The following is a 20908-nucleotide window of genomic DNA, read 5'->3' on the forward strand; positions in this document are numbered from 1 at the left end:
AACAACCGCAACGCAAACCGTCCAGCAGCAGAGACCTAGGTAACTACACAGGAACTGCATCGAAAATTACGAGACGAAATAGCAGCTCTGCTTACTGAAAATAATTCGGGTGATGTAGCTGATTTCGACGTACCCATCGCAAGAAAACCTTATGTCATTATGGTTGTGGGAGTAAATGGGGTAGGTAAAACTACGACCATTGGTAAACTGGCTTACCAATTCAAGAAAGCAGGTAAATCCGTTTACCTGGGAGCCGCCGACACTTTCCGCGCTGCAGCTGTGGAACAGCTAATGATTTGGGGAGAACGGGTAGGAGTTCCCGTAGTCAAACAGAAAATGGGAGCAGATCCCGCATCTGTAGCTTATGACACCCTTAGTTCGGCTGTTGCCAATAACGCAGACGTGGTTATTATTGATACAGCCGGTCGTCTGCACAATAAGGTGGGCTTAATGAACGAGCTGACCAAAATTAAGAATGTGATGAAGAAGGTGGTACCTGATGCACCGGATGAAGTTTTATTGGTACTGGACGGTTCCACCGGACAAAATGCATTTGAGCAAGCCAAACAATTTACTTTGGCGACGGAAGTTACCGCTATGGCCATCACTAAGCTTGATGGAACCGCCAAAGGTGGTGTTGTGATTGGTATTTCCGATCAATTCAAGATTCCTGTTAAGTATATCGGACTAGGCGAAGGCATGGAAGACTTACAGGTATTCCGTAAAAATGAATTCGTTGATTCCTTGTTTGGAGAAAATGCATGAAAAGAAAGACAATAGATATAATTACTTTAGGATGTTCTAAAAATCTGGTTGACTCCGAGCAGCTAATGCGCCAATTGGAGGAAGTCGGATACAGCGTAACTCATGACACTGAAAATCCGCAAGGAGAAATTGCGGTAATCAATACATGTGGTTTCATTGGTGATGCCAAAGAAGAATCCATAAATATGATTCTGGAGTTCGCTGAAAGAAAGGAAGAAGGGGATTTAAAGAAACTTTTCGTGATGGGTTGTCTTTCCGAACGCTATCTCAAGGAATTAGCTGTTGAGATACCACAGGTAGATAAATTTTATGGGAAGTTTAATTGGAAGGAGCTTTTACAGGACTTGGGAAAGGTCTATCACGATGAATTATATATCGAACGGACATTGACAACTCCCCAGCATTATGCTTACCTGAAAATTTCAGAAGGATGTGACCGTAAATGTTCTTATTGTGCTATCCCTATTATTACAGGACACCATATTTCCAAACCAATGGAAGAAATTCTGGACGAAGTACGATACTTGGTATCGCAAGGCGTGAAAGAATTTCAGGTGATCGCACAGGAATTGACTTATTACGGCATAGACCGGTATAAGAAACAAATGCTTCCGGAATTGATTGAGCGTATTTCTGATATACCCGGGGTGGAATGGATTCGCCTGCATTATGCCTATCCAGCACATTTCCCAACAGATTTATTCCGGGTTATGCGCGAACGTGATAATGTATGTAAATACATGGACATTGCCCTTCAGCACATCAGTGACAACATGTTGAAGTTAATGCGCCGACAAGTGAGCAAAGAGGATACCTACCAATTGATCGAACAATTCCGTAAAGAAGTGCCGGGCATTCACCTGAGGACGACTTTAATGGTAGGACATCCCGGAGAAACTGAGGAAGACTTCGAGGATCTCAAAGAATTTGTACGTAAAGTACGTTTTGATCGGATGGGTGCTTTCGCATATTCCGAAGAAGAAGGGACTTACGCTGCAGAAACATACGAAGATTCTATCCCACAAGAGGTTAAACAAGCCCGACTTGATGAATTGATGGATATCCAACAAGGTATTTCAGCTGAGTTAAGTGCGGAAAAAATCGGTAAACAGATGAAAGTTATCATCGATCGTCTGGAAGGAGATTATTATATCGGACGAACAGAATTTGATTCACCGGAAGTAGATCCGGAAGTATTGATTGATCGTTCAGAGAGAGAGCTTAAGATCGGACAGTTTTATCAGGTAGAAGTGATGAATGCAGACGATTTTGATTTATATGCAAAGATTATAAATGACTATGAATAATAAGGAATTTACATCCGAACTAGCGGAAAGATTGGGATACACAATCAAGGATACTTCCGAATTGATGAATTCTTTGTTGTCCAGTATGACACAAGAATTGGAAGAAGGTAATGTGGTTGCAATTCAAGGATTCGGTTCTTTTGAAGTGAAAAAGAAAGCGGAACGGATTTCAATCAACCCGGCAAGCAAACAACGCATGCTGGTTCCACCTAAATTGGTATTATCGTATAGACCTAGCAATACATTGAAAGATAAGTTTAAATAAATATTTCCCGTTATGAATGAAAGACTAACAATTCAAGACCTTACTGACTTATTGGCAGCCAAACATAGCATGACCAAGAAAGACGCCGAAGCGTTTGTTAAAGAGTTTTTCCTCTTGATAGAACAAGCCTTGGAGAACGAAAAGACTGTAAAAATCAAAGGATTGGGAACTTTCAAACTTATTGATGTAGATAGCCGGGAAAGTGTCAATGTCAACACAGGCGAGCGTTTCCAGATAAAAGGACATACAAAAGTCTCATTTTCTCCGGATGCAAATTTAAGGGATACGATAAACAAACCTTTTGCACACTTTGAGACTGTTGTGTTGAATGAAAATACAATTCTGGAAGATACTCCAATAGAAGAGACTGAGGAAGAAGAAACAGGAGAGGAAGCGTCAGCACAGGCAGTCTCGAATGAGATGGGGGATAATTCTGAAACTACTGCGATAGAAGAAAATGAAGGTACTGATAATCTTTCAGAAGAAGAGCCGATTCAAGAAGAGCAAATAGCCAGTCGCCCACTTGTGGAAGAGTCCATTGAAGAACTTGCTATTACTGAGGAATCTGCAATAGTACAGGAATTGACAGAACAGACATCTCCTAAAGAGCCTGAAGAGATCATTACAGAGACTAATATCGAAGAAAAGGTAGAACAGTTGGAAGATGAAGAGGTTCCGGAGGAGGAAGTGACAATCGATGAACAGCAACCAGCATCTATAGAAGAAGAAAAAGAAAAGATCACTGCCGAAAAGATTATAGAGCAAGAGCTTCTAAAAGCAAATCTGCAACCTGTGACTCCCATAGTGCCTCCTGCTGAAAAAGAAACGATAAAGCCGGTCCAACCGAAACAAGTATCCCAACCGGTTTCTAAAAAGACAGCCCCGGTGAAGGAAAAATCTCCTGTACCTTATTTAATAGCTGTTATTGTAGTCGTTTTGTTATTATGTGGAGGTGTCATTCTATTTATTTATTATCCGGATTTATTTTCTTCTTCATCTGACAAGAATGCACTGGATATGCCGCCTGTGACGACTCAACCCGTTCAACCGGAAGCGCAACTTTCTGATACGATTGCACATAAGGATACTACAAAGATAATAACGCCTGATGTATCCAAAGTCGCTACCACGACACAACCGGTTGCCAAAAAAGAAGAAGCTATTCCTGTCAAAGCAGAACCTCAAACGGTTACACAACAACCTGCTACTTCTGCCTATCTGGATTCAGCATCTTATAAGATTACGGGAACCAAGACAAAATATACAATCAAAGAAGGAGAAACTTTGACTAGGGTTTCCTTGCGTTTTTATGGTACAAAGGCAATGTGGCCATACATTGTGAAACACAATCCGAAGGTTATTAAGAACCCCAACAATGTACCGTATGGCACAACTATTGAAATACCGGAACTCACAAAAGAATAAGTAGTTATAATCCATTCACCCGACCATGCAAATCCTGTATTGGTCGGGTGAAGTGTTATGGATGTACAAAAGCGTATGAAAGTACCTTAATCTAAAGATTTCGCATTGTTTTTTAATAAAAATTAGTTGCAATCGTTAATTATATGGCGTACTTTTGGGGCAAAATAAAAAGCCTTATGACACAGGCAAGGCTTACATAAAATTAATGGGATTTAAATAATAAAATATTAAGTATTTATGGCTGAATCAATTGATATCCGCGAGCTAAATGAGCGGATTGAAAGACAAAGTGCTTTCGTTACCAATCTTACGACAGGTATGGACCAAATCATTGTTGGTCAGAAACATTTGGTTGAATCACTGCTTATCGGATTACTTTCCGATGGACACGTCCTCTTGGAAGGTGTGCCTGGTTTGGCGAAAACTTTGGCTATTAAGACACTCGCTTCTCTGATTGATGCGAAATATAGCCGTATCCAGTTTACGCCGGACTTATTGCCTGCAGACGTTATCGGTACAATGGTTTACAGTCAGAAAGATGAATCTTTTAAAGTGCAGCGCGGACCTATTTTCGCTAACTTTGTATTAGCTGATGAAATTAACCGTGCTCCTGCAAAAGTACAAAGTGCTTTGCTGGAAGCAATGCAGGAACGTCAAGTTACTATTGGTAAAGAAACATTCATGTTACCGGAACCTTTCCTTGTATTGGCAACTCAGAATCCTATCGAACAGGAAGGTACTTATCCGCTTCCTGAAGCACAGGTTGACCGTTTCATGCTGAAAGTAGTCATTGATTATCCGAAGTTGGAAGAAGAAAAATTGATTATTCGTCAGAATATCAATGGTGAGAAGTTTAATGTGAAACCTATTCTAAGAGCGGATGAAATTATTGAAGCACGTAAGGTTGTTCGTCAAGTCTATTTGGATGAGAAGATCGAGCGTTATATTGTAGATATTGTATTTGCAACTCGTTTCCCTGAAAAATATGATCTCAAGGAACTGAAAGATATGATCGGATTCGGAGGTTCACCTCGTGCGTCTATCAATCTGGCTTTAGCTGCTCGTACGTATGCATTCATCAAACGTCGCGGCTACGTTATTCCGGAAGATGTACGTGCTGTAGCACATGATGTTCTTCGTCACCGTATCGGATTGACATACGAAGCTGAAGCTAACAACATGACTTCGGACGAAATCATCAGTAAGATTCTGAATAAGGTTGAAGTACCCTAATTTGTAGTTATAATACAGTCAATAAGTAGTCATAAATATCTATGCATGACTACTTAACTACCTACTAATTAACTACTGTATAAATGGAAACAAGTGAAATACTAAAAAAAGTTCGCCAAATTGAAATAAAGACACGAGGATTGTCTAACAATATCTTTGCAGGCCAGTATCATTCGGCTTTCAAAGGTAGGGGGATGTCATTTTCGGAAGTCCGTGAATATCAATTCGGTGATGATATACGTGACATAGACTGGAATGTGACTGCGCGCTTCAATAAACCTTATGTGAAAGTGTTTGAAGAAGAACGTGAACTGACAGTTATGTTAATGGTTGATGTTTCCGGAAGTTTGGAATTTGGTACGATCAAGCAGTTAAAGAAAGATATGGTGACGGAAATCGCTGCTACTCTTGCTTTCTCTGCCATCCAGAATAATGATAAAATAGGTGTGATTTTCTTTTCAGACCGGATAGAGAAGTTTATTCCTCCCAAGAAAGGACGTAAACATATCTTGTATATTATCCGTGAATTAATTGATTTCCAACCGGAAAGCCGTCGCACAAATATTCGTCTTGCTTTGGAATATTTGACAAACGTAATGAAAAGGCGTTGCACTGCATTTATCTTATCAGATTTTATTGACCAGGAAAGCTTTAAGAATGCGCTGACCATTGCTAACAGGAAACATGATGTAGTAGCATTGCAAGTATACGACAGGAGAGTCAGTGATCTTCCTCCAGTAGGACTGATGCGAATCAAAGATGCAGAAACTGGGCATGAACAATGGATTGACACCTCTTCCAAAGCTGTACGCCGGGCACATCGCGACTGGTGGATACAAAAGCAGACTGAACTGAACGATACCTTTACCAAAAGTAACGTAGATGCTGTATCCGTCAGAACCGATCAGGATTACGTAAAGGCATTGTTGAATTTATTTGCCAAACGAAATTAATGGAATCAAAGATGAATAGAAATATTATTCTGATAGCATTATTAGGTCTATTGTTTGTCAGTAAAGCAGTAGCACAGTCTGTTACAGTAGAAGCAAAAATTGATTCACTGCAGATACTGATCGGCGAACAGGCGAAAGTGCAACTGCAAGTAGCCATGGATGCCAAACAGCGTGCTATTTTTCCCGCTTACACTGATACACTGGTAAGAGGTGTGGAAATTATAGAAACAGTCAAACCAGATACCCAATTCCTGAATGATCGTCAGCGGATGGTGATTACGCAGGAGTACATTATCACTTCTTTTGACTCTGCTCTATATTATCTGCCGCCAATGCCGGTTACCGTAGATGGGAAAGTGTACAACTCCAAAGCTCTCGCATTAAAAGTATATTCAATGCCGGTTGACACCTTACATCCGGACCAGTTCTTCGGACAAAAACCTGTGATGAAAGCTCCTTTTGCATGGGAAGACTGGTATGGATTGATCGCTTGTTCATTCTTGGCTTTACCTTTGCTTGGCTTGCTGATCTATCTGATTGTTCGCATACGTGATAATAAACCGATTATCCGTAAAATTAAAGTTGAACCTAAATTGCCGCCACATCAGGCTGCAATGAAAGAGATAGAACGTATCAAGACAGAGAAGGTATGGCAGAAAGGGCTATCGAAGGAGTACTATACCGAACTTACCGATGCTATTCGTACATATATTAAGGATCGTTTCGGATTTAATGCATTGGAAATGACTTCTTCTGAAATAATCGATCAGTTATTGGAAATGAATGATAAAGAGGCCATATCAGACCTAAAACTATTGTTCCAGACTGCTGATTTAGTGAAGTTCGCCAAGCATAATCCTCAGATGAATGAAAACGATGCCAATTTGATTAATGCCATTGATTTTATCAATGAGACCAAACAACCGGAAGAGGAAAATCAGAAACCGCAACCAACGGAAATCACTATTATTGAGAAACGTTCTTTACGTGTTAAAGCTATGCTGATTTGTGGAATTGCATTGTTATCAGCAGCATTGATCGGTACCTTTATATATATAGGTCTACAGTTATACAATCTTTTTGTATAAAGGATGTATAGCTTAATACTAAATAGTAAACTGTTAAATCATAAATAAAATGGTTTTTGCCAATATTGAATATCTGTTTTTGCTATTATTGCTTATACCGTATATTGTATGGTATATCCTGAAGCAAAAGAAAAGTGAAGCAACTCTTCAAATTTCAGATGCCCGGGTATATGCGCATACACCTAAAAGTTATAAGAATTATTTGTTGCATGTTCCATTTCTATTACGCTGCCTTGCTTTAGTACTGGTTATTTTGGTTCTTGCACGCCCGCAAACTACTAATAAATGGCAGAACAGTGAGATAGAAGGAATTGATATTATGCTGGCTATCGACGTTTCTACCAGTATGCTGGCTGAAGACTTGAAGCCGAACAGACTGGAAGCTGCTAAAGACGTAGCTGCAGAGTTTATCAATGGACGTCCCAATGATAATATCGGTATTACATTATTTGCAGGAGAAACTTTCACCCAATGTCCGTTGACTGTAGACCATGCTGTATTGTTGGATATGATACATAATATCAAATGTGGTCTTATCACTGACGGTACTGCTGTCGGTATGGGTATTGCAAATGCTGTAACCCGCTTAAAAGATAGCAAAGCGAAATCCAAAGTTATTATCCTATTGACGGATGGTACAAATAACAAGGGAGATATTTCGCCTATGACAGCGGCAGAAATAGCAAAAAGCTTTGGTATTCGTGTATATACCATCGGAGTAGGTACCAATGGAATGGCTCCTTATCCTTATCCAGTCGGAAATACGGTGCAATATGTAAGTATGCCGGTAGAAATTGATGAAAAGACATTGACAGAGATTGCCGGAACGACAGATGGTAACTATTTCCGGGCTACGAGCAACTCGAAGCTTAAAGAAGTATATGAAGAAATTGATAAACTGGAAAAGACGAAACTGAATGTAAAAGAGTATAGTAAGCGGGACGAAGAATATCATTGGTTTGCTTTAGCAGCTTTCCTCTGTGTCTTGTTGGAAGTACTATTACGTAATTCGGTACTCAAGAAAATTCCATAAGGATGTTTGTCAATCGTTATTTGCCAATCATAAAATAGTAAGAAGATGTTTCGATTTGGAGAACCTACATATTTATATTTATTGTTGCTATTACCTTTTTTAGCAGCTTTCTACTTGTATTCCAATTACAAGAGGAGAAAGAATATCCGACGTTTCGGAGATCCGACTTTGTTGGCTCAGTTAATGCCTGACGTATCCAAATATCGTCCGGATGTAAAATTCTGGATTATTTTTGTTGCTATTGGTTTGTTCTCCGTATTACTGGCACGCCCTCAATTCGGTTCAAAACTGGAAACGGTTAAACGTAAGGGAGTAGAGGTAATTATTGCTTTGGACATTTCAAACTCTATGTTAGCGCAGGATGTACAGCCTAGCCGTTTAGAAAAAGCAAAAAGATTAATATCCAGGTTAGTAGATGAGCTTGATAATGATAAGGTAGGTATGATTGTATTTGCCGGTGACGCTTTTACACAGCTGCCAATTACAAGTGACTATATTTCCGCTAAGATGTTCTTAGAATCCATTAGTCCTTCCTTAATTTCTAAACAGGGTACAGCCATTGGAGAAGCAATCAATCTAGCAGCCCGTAGTTTCACCCCGCAAGAAGGGGTAGGACGCGCCATTATTGTTATTACTGATGGTGAAAATCATGAAGGTGGTGCAGTGGAAGCTGCTAAAGCTGCGGCAGAAAAGGGTATTCAGGTAAGTGTATTGGGAGTAGGTATGCCTGATGGTGCTCCAATACCGGTGGAAGGAACGAATGATTACCGCCGCGACCGGGAAGGTAATGTGATCGTTACCCGTTTGAATGAAGCTATGTGTCAGGAAATTGCAAAAGAAGGAAAAGGTATATATGTACGAGTAGATAATTCTAATTCAGCCCAAAAGGCCATCAATCAAGAAGTGAATAAAATGGCGAAGTCTGATGTAGAGTCGAAAGTATATACGGAGTTTAACGAACAATTCCAGGCTATTACATGGGTTATTCTACTATTGTTATTGGCAGAAATCTTAATTCTGGATCGCAAAAATCCTTTATTTAAGAACATTCACCTGTTTTCTAATAAGAAATAGTTATACGTATGTTAAAAAGTAAATATATTCTATTCGCTGTATTTCTGTTAGCGGCAGCTGGTGTATCGGCTCAGAAAGCAGAACGCGACTATATCCGTAAGGGAAACCGTCTGTTTAATGATAGCGTATTTGTTGATGCAGAGGTGAATTACCGGAAGGCCTTGGAAGCTAATCCCAAGTCTACGGTATCCATGTATAATCTGGGAAATACCCTTTCGCAACAGCAAAAGTTTCAGGATGCCATGGAACAATATGTATCAGCCAGCAAAATAGAAAAAGATAAAATGAAACTCGCCCATATTTATCACAATATGGGAGTAATTTTCCAGGCTGGTAAAGACTATGCCAAAGCTGTAGATGCATATAAAATGTCACTGCGTAATAATCCTACCGATCATGAAACCCGGTACAATTTGGCTCTCGCACAGAAAATGCTGAAAGACCAACAAAATCAGCAGAATCAAGATCAAAATCAGGACCAAAACAAAGATCAGCAAAAGCAAGATCAGAAACAGGACCAGAATAAAGACAAACAGAAGGATCAGAAACAAGATGAAAAGAAAGATCAGCAGCAACCACCGAAATCTGAAAAGAAACAAGACAATCAGATGTCAAAGGAGAATGCTGAACAATTACTGAACTCTGTCATGCAGGACGAAAAAGATGTGCAGGATAAAGTGAAGAAGCAACAAAAAGTTATGCAAGGCGGTCGCTTGGAAAAAGATTGGTAATATAAAGTTGATGATATAAATTTCATAAGCAATGAAAAAACTGATTATTATATTGATGGCATTGATAGCATATAGCACTCATGTGTTTGCTGATAAGGTGTCTTTTACTGCTTCTGCTCCTGATGCAGTGGTAGTAGGCGAACAATTCAGGCTGTCGTATATTGTAACTACACAAAAAGTGAAAGATTTTCGGGCACCATCAATCAAAGGTTTTGATGTATTGATGGGCCCAAGCCGTTCACAACAAAGTAGTACTCAAATAGTGAATGGTAATGTTACATCTACTAGTAGTATTACATTTACATACATATTAATGGCTAATAATGCCGGAGAATACACAATACCCGGTGCCTCCATTGTTGCCGATGGTGACCAAATGGTGTCAAACTCAGTAAAGATTAAAGTATTGCCACAAGATCAAGGTGGCAATAACGGACAAAATAATAGTAGTAGTGGTGGTTCTATACATTCCTCATCTAGCACAAGTGTCTCTAATCAAGACCTTTTTATTATGGCAAGTGCCAGTAAAACGAATGTGTATGAACAGGAAGCATTTGTTCTGACCTATAAAATATACACCAGAGAATCCAATCTACAACTTAATAATGCGAAATTGCCAGACTTTAAAGGTTTCCATTCTCAAGAAATAGAAATGACAACCAATGCAAGATGGACTCCCGAACATTATCAGGGACGTAATTACTATACAACGGTTTATCGCCAGTTTGTTCTCTTCCCGCAACAATCAGGAAAGCTATATATTGATCCAGCACAGTTCCAGATGACTATCGGAAAACCTGTGCAATCAGATGATCCTTTTGACGCTTTCTTCAATGGAGGAAGTAATGTCATTGAAATTAAAAAAAACATTTCCACTCCTAAGATAGCAATAAATGTCAATCCGCTTCCTACGGGTAAACCTGCAGATTTCTCAGGTGGAGTGGGAGAGTTCAACATATCTTCTTCTATCAACAGTAAGGAACTGAAAACCAATGATGCTATTACTATTAAACTGGTAATATCCGGTACAGGTAACCTAAAGTTGATTTCTAATCCGGAAATTAAATTCCCGGATGACTTTGAAGTATATGATCCCAAAGTAGACAATCAAGTCAGATTAACCCGGGAAGGACTCACAGGCAATAAGGTTATTGAATATTTGGCAATTCCGAGACATGCCGGAACATATAAGATTCCGGGAGTATCTTTCAGCTATTTTGATATTCGCTCGAAGTCTTACAAAACACTGAAAACAGAAGATTATGTAGTAAATGTTGAGAAAGGTGCAGGTAATGCGGATCAAGTAATTGCTAACTTCACGAATAAAGAGGACTTGAAAGTATTAGGTGAAGACATCCGTTATATCAAACAGAATGAAGTTACTCTCCAACCTAAAGGAAGTTTCTTCTATGGTTCAATGACATATTGGTTGTTCTATATCATTCCAGCTCTTGCTTTTATTCTTTTCTTTATTATTTATCGTAAGCAAGCTGCTGAAAATGCAAATGTTGCTAAAATGCGTACGAAGAAAGCAAATAACTTAGCCACGAATCTTATGAAGCTTGCAGTAAAATTACTCTCCGAAAATAAATAACTTGCTTTCTACGCTGAAGTATTCAAGGCATTGTGGGGATATATAAGTGACAAACTGAATATTCCGGTATCTCGTTTATCTAAAGATAATATTGAAGAGAAACTAAGAAATCACGGAGTAAATGAGGAACTAATCAAAGAATTCCTGAATGCATTGAATGATTGTGAATTTGCCCGGTTTGCTCCAGGTGATGAGAATCAAGCTATGGATAAAGTTTATTCTTCTTCAATAGAAGTAATAAGCAAAATGGAGAATTCAATAAAACATTAACCCAGAAGAGATTAGTCATGAAAAAGATATTATTTTTTATATTATTATCAATGTCGCTTACTTGTTTCGGACAAGATTCGTTAAGCATTGATACTAGGCAAACGAATGGAGTTGATTCTATCCACGCTTCGCATACCACATTTTCCAGTAATACACTGGAAGATGCAACAAAAGTTGAAGGAGATTCCGCATATATAAAAGAAGATTATGCAGCAGCTATTCAGATATATGAAGCATTACTGAAAAATGGAGAAGCTGCCGACGTCTATTACAATCTGGGAAATAGTTATTATAAAATAGGGGAGATAGCGAAAGCTGTTTTAAATTATGAGCGTGCTCTGCTATTACAACCAGGAAATGGTGACATCCGTGCTAATCTTGAAGTGGCACGTGCAAAAACAATAGACAAGGTTGAACCTGTTCCTGAAGTGTTCTTTGTTTCATGGATCAAGTCTCTGACAAATAGTATGAGTGTAGATGCATGGGCCACATGGGGTATTGTCTCCTTTATTCTATTGATTATCGCTCTCTATTTCTTTATATTCTCCAAACAGATTATGTTAAAGAAAATAGGATTCATATCAGGAATCATTTTGCTGATTGTCACTGTTTGCTCTAATCTTTTTGCTTCGCAACAAAAAGAGCATTTGGTTAATCGAAGTGAGGCGATAGTAATGAATCCGAGTGTAACAGTACGAAGTACTCCAAGTGAGAGTGGGACTAGCTTGTTTATTCTCCATGAAGGGAGAAAGGTAAGTGTCAAAGACAACTCTATGAAAGAATGGAAAGAAATTCGACTGGAAGATGGAAAAGTCGGGTGGGTACCTGCTTCTGCTATCGAGGTGATATAAAGGTCATTAATAGATTTTATATATTCAAGAAAAAAAGATAAGCAAATAATTTGTTTTATCTTTTTTTTTGCTTAAGTTTATAGCGTGATAAAAAAATCACATAGTATTAACCATTAAATTTATGAGACATGAGAACAATAACGTTTAATGAACTTCGCAAGATTAAAGATTCATTGCCTAGCGGTAGCATGCATAGAATAGCAGACGAACTTGGTTTGCACGTAGATACAGTGCGAAACTTCTTCGGAGGACACAATTTCAAGGAGGGAAAAAGCGTCGGAATACATCTCGAGCCCGGTCCAGATGGTGGGCTTGTAATGTTGGATGACACGACCGTTCTTGATCGGGCTTTAAAAATCCTAGATGAATTGAATATGAGTATGCAAAAAGAACAGGCTACCGAATCTGTGCAAGTTTAAAATATAACAAACTGAATCCCAATTGAATCAAACAATTGGGATTTCTTATTTGTTTTCACCTTATAAAATGTACATTTATGGAAGACAAATTAGTAACCCTGGCCATTCTGACATACACCAAAGCGCAGATCTTAAAGAATGTCTTGGAAAATGAAGGTATAGAAACCTACATTCATAACGTTAATCAAATACAACCGGTTGTTTCATCGGGAGTGCGTTTACGAATTAAAGAAAGCGATCTGCCACGTGCTTTGAAAATAACAGAAAGTTCTACATGGCTGTCTGAAAGTATAGTGGGAGAGAAGGAGCCCAAAGTAAAAGATAAATCAAATAAGATTTTAATTCCCGTCGACTTCTCTAATTATTCGATGAAAGCATGTGAATTTGCATTCAACTTGGCAAAAACAGAAAATGCAGAAGTCATCCTGTTGCATGTCTATTTCACGCCTATTTATGCATCGTCGTTGCCTTATGGGGATGTTTTCAATTACCAGATTGGAGATGAAGAATCTGTAAAAACGATTATCCAAAAAGTCCATTCTGATCTCAATGCTTTATCAGAGAAGATAAAAGAAAAAGTTGCATCAGGCGAATTTCCCAACGTTAAATATAGCTGCATCTTACGTGAAGGTATTCCAGAGGAGGAAATCTTAAGATATGCTAAAGAACAGCGTCCTATGGTTATCATTATGGGTACCCGAGGCAAAAATCAGAAAGACATTGATTTAATTGGCAGTGTAACCGCTGAAGTTATTGACAGGAGTCGCACGGCTGTATTGGCTATTCCGGAAAATACACCATTTAAACAGTTTAGTGAAGTAAAACGGATTGCCTTTATTACCAATTTTGATCAAAGAGATCTAATTGCTTTCGAGGCATTCTTTAATACTTGGAAATCATTCCATTTTTCTGTATCTTTGATACACCTTACAGATTCTAAAGATACCTGGAATGAAATAAAACTAGCAGGTATAAAAGAATATTTTCACAAGCAATATCCGGGGCTTGAAATTCATTATGACGTAGTGATGAATGATAATTTATTAAAAGGACTTGATCAGTATATCAAAGATAATCATATAGATATAATCACTTTAACTTCTTACAAAAGGAATATATTTGCTCGATTATTTAATCCAAGTATTGCCAGAAAAATGATTTTCCATTCAGATACACCATTGCTTGTTATTAACAGCTGATCAAATCAGGCAAAAAATGAGCATCCAAGATTAGGGAATAATAGATATTACAACCAAATAATTTAACATAAAAATGATTAATAAACAGTTAAATAATCTCTTTATTTTCTTGAATCTTTCTACGATAGATTAGGTTATATTTTATATCCTGTATATTCATAGGCGGCAAAGAATCATATAATAGTGACATTTTTTGCTGCCTTTTTTCTTGTAATTGTAGACATTGTTTTAAGTAGGATTCATCATAAGTTTCAAGGTATAAATAACGGCATAGTTCATTAGCACGTAGACAGTTATCTATATATTCATTTTGTAAGCGAGTAATAGACATAGTTTTATAATATGCAACATATTTAGACATAGATTTTAGACAGATTTGAGTAGGAAGAAACCAATATTTTTTAAGGATAGTTTTTTCATTATCTTCAATATGGAATTTATAAGTAGGGTCGAGGACTTGAGCAATAGAGATACGTTTAGAGATAAGTTTACACAATTCAGTGTGAGCATCACGGATTTGTTTAGGTAGCACAACGGAAAGAGTAGGGAAGTAGATACGGCGGAAGTATCCAGGCATAGTCATAGTTTGAGTATAGCCAGTGAAAGGGTCAGTAGCAGTTATTTTTGTATCATCAGGGTGAGAACGATAATGTTCGAGGAATTTACGAGCATATTCAGCACCAAGACCACCATTTTTACGGGAAGTCAGGAAGAACAAAGGGTTTTTACCTTTTGGAGGTTGAAATTGTTTTTTCATGTATTTCATGACATAGGAAATAGCACCTTGTTTACAGGGGAGACAGTAAGCAAAGCCAAGAGATTCCATTATAGGAGAACCATCAGAATTATATTTACCAGTGAAGCAAGTCCAACAGGATTCAATAAAGTGTAAGACAGAAGTAATAGTACGGAAGTGTTCAGAATCATTGGGGAAGTTCCAAAGAATCATGTGATAGTGTGGACGTTTAGACTTAGAACCATATTCACCAACAGCAACATAACGGAGGTTATGAGATATATTTAGACGATCTAGTTTTATACGTAGACGTTTGAGAAATAATTGAATTTCCTCTTTAAAGATACCACATTTGGGCAAATGTTCATTATTGTAAGTAAGCGTAAGAAAGTAGGGCATAGAGGTAGATGTAGCATTTTCACAGATGGCACGAAAAGCCCATTCACGGGACTTTTTATCACGGCAAAGTTCACATTTACCACAGGGAACAAGAATAAACATAGGGAAAGTTTCACCAGTATGTTTATTAATGATATAGTAATCATCTATATTATCAGAAGTAACACCAAAGCGATAGGGATTAAATTTCCATTCAGGAAAGGAGTATTTAAAATACTCTGCAATCGAGTTAGTTATAGTAGTATCACCATTAGGAGTATGATAGGTTTTATATGTAGTAAGAAGATACTTAAGATTAGAATTCCGTATAATTACGGGATTCTCACAATATATTTGTTTCATAAAAATAGGGGATAAGCTCACAGGAGGAGCACTTAGGGCAATTCGTAACTGAAAGCTAGTTTAAAACGCTCATTTTCAAAGGCGTGTCAGTTACTCTATATATATCAAGTTATAGCGGACGATTTTGGAAGAAATCGTAAAAAAGCCGGATAACAATCCGGCTTAATTTACTTAAGAGGTGAGACAGATTTTACCATCAATTCAATAGAACGAAAACACTTAGACAGAAAATGTTCAGTACCATCAGAACTAAGATGTGAATTAAGCTGCATAAGCTTTTCATAATTATCCGTTTGTAAAGCCTTAATCATTTCCGTTTTTTGAGCAGCATCTAAACGGCTAGTAGCCTGAATAATCCTCTCCGTACCTTGTTTTAAAAAGGTAAGAGCAGCAGAAGCATCATTTACATTTGTCCTCGAAATAGATTCAGCTATATCATACGGAAGCATTGCCATAATACGCTTAGCAGTGCTACGATTAACAGAAACTTTAGATAGAATTTCAGAAATCTCATAACGTTGTTTATCTTTTCTTAAGTTATATTCAAGCATTGCTTGAACTTGTTGAAAAATACGATTTTCCATTTGGCTCTGCAAATCTTCTATCTTTTTTTGAGATTCTTTTACACTTTGTTGCATTACTTTAATTTGTTCGGTAGCAACTTCAATCTGTTTATCATTCAAACCAGCAGCAGAAAGTTTTTGGCGAACATCAGCAGATTTAACATCAACATCACCTTTTAAAAGGTCAGGAAGCCAAGCATTAGTTATATTTTGACCTTCTGTATCTGAATCCGTTTTTTTAGCTTGACTTTCTGCAAGTTTAGCCTGTGCATTCGTCAAACGAGTAGAAGCAGCTTGAGAAACCATATCGCCAATAGTACGCTTATTAGCAAGATTAGAAACATCAGTAGGTTGAGAACCTTCTCCGGCAGTCATTTCAGGAGAAGCAGCAGACAAATTTTGCTGACCATATATCAAATCAGGATTCAAACCAGCAGCTTTATAACGAGCCATTTGCGCAGCAGGAGTATTATAAGCATTTTCTCTATTCCATTGGTCTATATTCCATTGATTTTGCTGTTTAGCTAAATTCAAATTCCAATCACGATTTTTCTGATTTTCATCTTTTTGAGCAGCAATTTGAGTATCAATATTTTTATTTGAAGCGAAATTGCCAGCTATCGAGCTGGCAAAACCTATAGCAGTAGACAACATAATTAACCGAATTTACGTTTATCAACTTTATGAGCTTTAAGTACTTTGTTTTTGGCAACTTGTTCAAGTTCCCAAAGTTCACACATATCAGCGGAACGTTTGAAAACGGGTTCAACATCCCAAGATTTAGCAGTAGATATTGCGTCACCTTCAAGAAATTGTTTTTCATTGGGAAGGTTGACGGCAATACCTCTATCGGTCAATTCTTTGATATTTTGAGGTGTCAAGGCAAGACCGGGTTTTGTGATTTCATAATCAACACCTGTTTTTAATTTACAAGTACAAGGGCGCAATTGCGCTTTTAAAATACGTTTAGCCATAATAGTAAAATTAAAAGTTAATATTTTTTTGTCCTACGCGGACAGCGGCAGCGTGACGCTGCACCCAAGTTCGCTCCGCGGGGAAAATTTGCATTGATTTTTTCATAGACGGCTTCCGCCTTTAAGGGTTTAGGTTAAACTAACCGGAGCACCCCCTAGAAGGGGACCCCCCAAGGAGCCGGACAGCTCCCCCCAGAGGGGCCCCCCATCGCAGAGTAACCGGGTCTGAAACTAAGAGAGACAGTTATTCGCACACACGAAGCGCGCGCGTTAATCTAACCTAGGAATAGCAACACGAGCAATAGGAAGTTTACACGTACAATCTAACCAAATTTGACCGTAGATCTTATCAGTTGTTTCGGTAACGGCAAACACATCAGTAACCTGTTCAGGGTCAACCAAAAGGAATGATTTTGCAAGTGCAGGTTTTTTGTCAAATACACGATGCATCAAGAAGTTAGACAAGTCAGTACGGAACAAACCGTGCGCAACATCATATTTTTGAGCGTATTCATACCAAGGGCGGTTATAACCGAATGTTTCAGTAAGAGAATCAGGGTTATCATTATAAGCCTGAATAGGACATACCTCATTATATTTAATAGGTTGGAAGCCAATCAAGTTAAATTCAGGTTGATAATGTTCCATAAGACCACGGTAAGTGAAGTGTTTAGGCAATAGTTGAGTATAAACAGGCAGAGGAGTGACAACAAGAATACCCATAATAATAGACTCTTCATCACAGAAACACTCTATATTAGCATTAGCTTCACCACGGACACCAGCAAGACCAGATTGCGAACCAAGAGCAGTAGCATAATCACCTGAACCGGATGCAGCATTTTGGTCTACTACTTGAGTAACACTGTTAACATCAATATCACGGGAAACACCTCCGAAAAATTCAGGAAGAAGTAAGTCAGCGTAACGAACCTTAACAGCAAAACGACCTTCAACAATATCCTTATAACTATAACCTTTACGCATATTGAGTTCAAGGAACTTTTGATAACAATTTACCATACGCAAGTCAGGAATAGAGATACCGGAGGTAGCCAAGTCGTACAAACTACGTGCCTGGCGAACAGCCGTGCCGTTATCAAGTTCTACATATTCAACACCTTCAAGACCTTCATCAGAAGATTTAAAGGAAAGACCGTACTTTTTACCATCTTCATCGACAAGGGCGGTTTTAATAAGTTCGGTACGTGTACCGTCACCATTGTCAACAGTTTGAGTATAAGTAGTAATACCTACAAGCGGTGCATTACCTTGCTGGGGAGATTGAACAGCAGTAGTAAGAAAATCTTTTTCCCAATTAGCATAATGAAGTTCATACAATTCATTATCAACACCACCTTCATCATTAGGAATCCATTTATTATACTGAACTTGACCGTTCAGATAATACGGATTATTACGGTTATCACGCATAAAGGCATTATAAATACCTTCATAAGCACGGAAGCCATAAGCAAGAATTTTTTGCTGTTTGTCCTTATTTTCAGAAGTAGAATTATACCACGGAGAAGTAGAAAGAGATATCTCATGAACAGAATCACTATCACGAACATAAACAGGGTTAACATACGCACTATCTTCATAAAGAGCAAAAGAGCAACTCCAAGAACCAGAAGATTGATTTCCACCGGAAGGAGTAACAGAAAAACCAGAAGAGGGGATAAAATCAACAGCCCATTTACGAATAGAACCATTATATTCAATATAACGACCTAAAGATAAAAACGGATTCAAAATAACATAAAAAGTAATTGTTTCAGATGGATGAGCTTTAACATAAGAAAGGAAATCCGAAGTAAAAGAAAGTTTGAATTGTTGTTCAGTACCATTAAAAGAAACAGACAAAGGCAAATCAAAAACAATATTTTGATTAGAAGTACTAACAGCAATAGCAGAGTAACAAGTATCCGGCAAAATATTAGAAGAATCAGGTAAAGTATCTGAAATAACACAAAGTATACCATCATCTAAAGTACTATCAGCAGGAACTAAACCAGAAAAACAAAAGGCAGAACCAACAGGAAATCTATTACGTACGGTAGTATCAGGAAATGATAAAGAAAAAAATGAACCAGATACAATATCCATACCTAACTGTAAATTTTTAAGAAATGAACCTGCATCATAAACACCACGAGAACCAGACAATACACCTTGATTATCTGATATATCATACGTATATAGACCTGAATCCTGCTGAAACAAAACAGAATGAATATCAGTATATTGAACAGAAGAGCCATAAGAACCAACTACAGTAGTAGGCAAACCGAGATAATCACCGAGAGAACCAGTAGAACCCATTTTTTTAAGTTTTTCAGTACTATTAAAATCTATATAAGGCTCTTCAAGACCTTCACGGAAGTTACCAATAAAGTCTTTATAGTCTTTCCAAAGGGCACGCAGAGGATAGCGGTAAAATGAAATACGAGCTTTCATGCGGGTCTGAATAGGAAATACCATAGGCATAAACTGGAGACCAAAGCGAGGATTTACACGGAAAGAAGTCTTAGCAGGTACAAGGTCACAGAAGATAGGAGTAATACGACCAATCTGCGTAGTAAGGTTGTTAGCATGAGACCAGTCAAAGTTATTGACTTTTACGTCATTATCGACGTCAAGGGTAGCATCAAAGATGTTATCAGCCATTGTTAAAAGTTTTTAGGGTTAATATTAATGTGAGTTGAGTCAACAGACGAGGTAGACGTTTGTTCCGTCTTTTGTGTACTGTTGGAGTTGTTTTTAGAAACAGAAAGGGACATTGTACACGCAGTTGAGAGCACGATAGCGGACACCGTAGTAATTAGTGTACACACCGCTGTAATAATTGCTTTAATTTGTTCATTTGTTAATTTCATTTGAAATAATTTTAAATTGTGGATTAGTAATTTGTTCATATTTAGCTAGAAATAGCTTGTCAGGGTTATAACGTGTCAAATTATCACGTAGTTTTTCAGCCTTGCGGATAGTATCAAATTCACCAAGAAAGAAAGAAGTGATACGCTCTTGGGAGGCACGGTAAAGTACATCAATAGTTACTCTTAATAAGTATTCAGGTTGTTCTTTTGCCATAATTAATCAATTAAATGAGAAGTACAAATATAATGAGCAGTACAAGATATTTTATTACAGATAGCACGAGCTTCCAATAAAGAAATACCAAATAGCGAGAAGGAACCAGCAGGCACAAGGACAGTTTGACGTTGACCGTCAATAACACGAGAGAACACACGATTTACAGTAAAATCAAAATCACGAGGACGTTCAAACTCAACCTTCATGTTTTTTCGTTCACATATTTTCATATTAAACAGATTTAAGTACAATTGAAACAGAAACAATATCACGAATAAACCAACCAACAGGACAAGCAAACTTTGCTTTTTTAAGAACTTGACTAAAAGTACCTTTATAAGTCAAATCAACACAGTGTTTACCATTAGTAAGGGTAACAGAATAAACATAAATAAACGTTTTTTTTGCAGCCATAATATTAAGTAGTTTTAATTATCACACTACAAAGATGGGAATAATAGATATTATGTTTAATAGAAAAAAGGAAGTAATATAATGATCTTACTCCATTTTTCTATTTTTATTTAAATGAAGAATTTTACCTGTTCCTTCAAATACTACTATAAATTATTAAATAAAAAAAATAAGACA

19 protein-coding genes and 2 pseudogenes are annotated in these 20908 nt (G+C 37.7%); 14 read left to right on the top strand and 7 right to left on the bottom strand.

Translation table 11 applies throughout. The features are described from left to right. Positions 1–39 precede the first annotated feature (39 nt). The 14 genes and pseudogenes from ftsY to ACT8YW_RS15085 all read left to right on the top strand — a co-directional run. Positions 40–765: pseudogene (ftsY, locus tag ACT8YW_RS15020) on the top strand (signal recognition particle-docking protein FtsY); the annotation flags it as partial. After that, complete coding sequence (gene rimO / locus ACT8YW_RS15025) at positions 762–2072, top strand: 30S ribosomal protein S12 methylthiotransferase RimO (protein WP_444105872.1); 1311 nt, start codon at positions 762–764, stop codon at positions 2070–2072. The pseudogene ftsY and the gene rimO, both read left to right, overlap by 4 nt. Further along, positions 2065–2337 (top strand): HU family DNA-binding protein, encoded by a 273-nt coding sequence (locus tag ACT8YW_RS15030; RefSeq protein WP_008999633.1) that lies wholly within the window; start codon positions 2065–2067, stop codon positions 2335–2337. The genes rimO and ACT8YW_RS15030 overlap by 8 nt, the downstream gene beginning before the upstream one ends. A gap of 12 nt (positions 2338–2349) precedes the next feature. After that, the gene (locus ACT8YW_RS15035; protein ID WP_444105875.1) at positions 2350–3762 is read left to right on the top strand and encodes an HU family DNA-binding protein; all 1413 of its coding nucleotides are present in this window, start codon (positions 2350–2352) and stop codon (positions 3760–3762) included. A gap of 237 nt (positions 3763–3999) precedes the next feature. Further along, positions 4000–4995, top strand: coding sequence for an AAA family ATPase (locus tag ACT8YW_RS15040; RefSeq protein WP_004295977.1), 996 nt, complete (start codon positions 4000–4002; stop codon positions 4993–4995). 83 nt (positions 4996–5078) lie between these two features. Beyond that, positions 5079–5948, top strand: coding sequence for a DUF58 domain-containing protein (locus ACT8YW_RS15045; protein WP_004295976.1), 870 nt, complete (start codon positions 5079–5081; stop codon positions 5946–5948). Next, on the top strand, positions 5948–7036 hold the full coding sequence (locus ACT8YW_RS15050; RefSeq protein ID WP_008775675.1) for a hypothetical protein: 1089 nt from the start codon (positions 5948–5950) through the stop codon (positions 7034–7036). Before ACT8YW_RS15045 ends, ACT8YW_RS15050 begins: the two co-directional genes overlap by 1 nt. 49 nt (positions 7037–7085) lie before the next feature. Next, positions 7086–8069, top strand: a complete 984-nt coding sequence (locus ACT8YW_RS15055; protein ID WP_004295974.1) for a vWA domain-containing protein — start codon at positions 7086–7088, stop codon at positions 8067–8069. Between the two features lie 45 nt (positions 8070–8114). After that, complete coding sequence (locus tag ACT8YW_RS15060; RefSeq protein WP_444105877.1) at positions 8115–9143, top strand: VWA domain-containing protein; 1029 nt, start codon at positions 8115–8117, stop codon at positions 9141–9143. 8 nt (positions 9144–9151) lie between these two features. After that, positions 9152–9874, top strand: coding sequence for a tetratricopeptide repeat protein (locus tag ACT8YW_RS15065; protein WP_004295972.1), 723 nt, complete (start codon positions 9152–9154; stop codon positions 9872–9874). Between the two features lie 31 nt (positions 9875–9905). Continuing rightward, a pseudogene (locus tag ACT8YW_RS15070) lies at positions 9906–11738 on the top strand (BatD family protein). Between the two features lie 17 nt (positions 11739–11755). Then, positions 11756–12589, top strand: coding sequence for a tetratricopeptide repeat protein (locus ACT8YW_RS15075; protein WP_444105879.1), 834 nt, complete (start codon positions 11756–11758; stop codon positions 12587–12589). Between the two features lie 128 nt (positions 12590–12717). Next, positions 12718–13008, top strand: coding sequence for a hypothetical protein (locus tag ACT8YW_RS15080; RefSeq protein WP_004295969.1), 291 nt, complete (start codon positions 12718–12720; stop codon positions 13006–13008). Between the two features lie 77 nt (positions 13009–13085). Beyond that, complete coding sequence (locus ACT8YW_RS15085) at positions 13086–14207, top strand: universal stress protein (protein WP_281219554.1); 1122 nt, start codon at positions 13086–13088, stop codon at positions 14205–14207. A gap of 88 nt (positions 14208–14295) precedes the next feature. On the opposite strand, the gene ACT8YW_RS15090 is transcribed toward ACT8YW_RS15085, so the two are convergent. From ACT8YW_RS15090 to ACT8YW_RS15120, 7 genes are all read right to left on the bottom strand, one after another. After that, a complete protein-coding gene (locus ACT8YW_RS15090; protein ID WP_444105881.1) occupies positions 14296–15684 on the bottom strand; it encodes a rolling circle replication-associated protein in 1389 nt (462 codons plus the stop codon). A 167-nt stretch (positions 15685–15851) separates the two neighbouring features. Further along, the gene (locus ACT8YW_RS15095; RefSeq protein ID WP_444105883.1) at positions 15852–16901 is read right to left on the bottom strand and encodes a hypothetical protein; all 1050 of its coding nucleotides are present in this window, start codon (positions 16899–16901) and stop codon (positions 15852–15854) included. 2 nt (positions 16902–16903) lie between these two features. Further along, entirely contained in the window at positions 16904–17221 is a 318-nt protein-coding gene (locus ACT8YW_RS15100) for a hypothetical protein (protein ID WP_444105885.1), read from the bottom strand. A gap of 270 nt (positions 17222–17491) precedes the next feature. Further along, positions 17492–19891 carry a major capsid protein gene (locus ACT8YW_RS15105; protein WP_444105887.1) on the bottom strand — a complete coding sequence of 800 codons (2400 nt, stop codon included), beginning with the start codon at positions 19889–19891 and terminating at the stop codon, positions 17492–17494. 192 nt (positions 19892–20083) lie between these two features. Next, complete coding sequence (locus ACT8YW_RS15110) at positions 20084–20314, bottom strand: hypothetical protein (protein ID WP_444105889.1); 231 nt, start codon at positions 20312–20314, stop codon at positions 20084–20086. A 2-nt stretch (positions 20315–20316) separates the two neighbouring features. Beyond that, on the bottom strand, positions 20317–20547 hold the full coding sequence (locus tag ACT8YW_RS15115) for a hypothetical protein (RefSeq protein WP_444105891.1): 231 nt from the start codon (positions 20545–20547) through the stop codon (positions 20317–20319). A 1-nt stretch (position 20548) separates the two neighbouring features. After that, positions 20549–20731: a hypothetical protein gene (locus tag ACT8YW_RS15120; protein ID WP_444105893.1), complete on the bottom strand. Its 183-nt coding sequence runs from the start codon at positions 20729–20731 to the stop codon at positions 20549–20551. Between the last annotated feature and the right edge of the window lie 177 nt (positions 20732–20908).

The organism is Bacteroides sp. (assembly GCF_052357945.1).
In the GTDB taxonomy this organism is placed as follows: domain Bacteria; phylum Bacteroidota; class Bacteroidia; order Bacteroidales; family Bacteroidaceae; genus Bacteroides.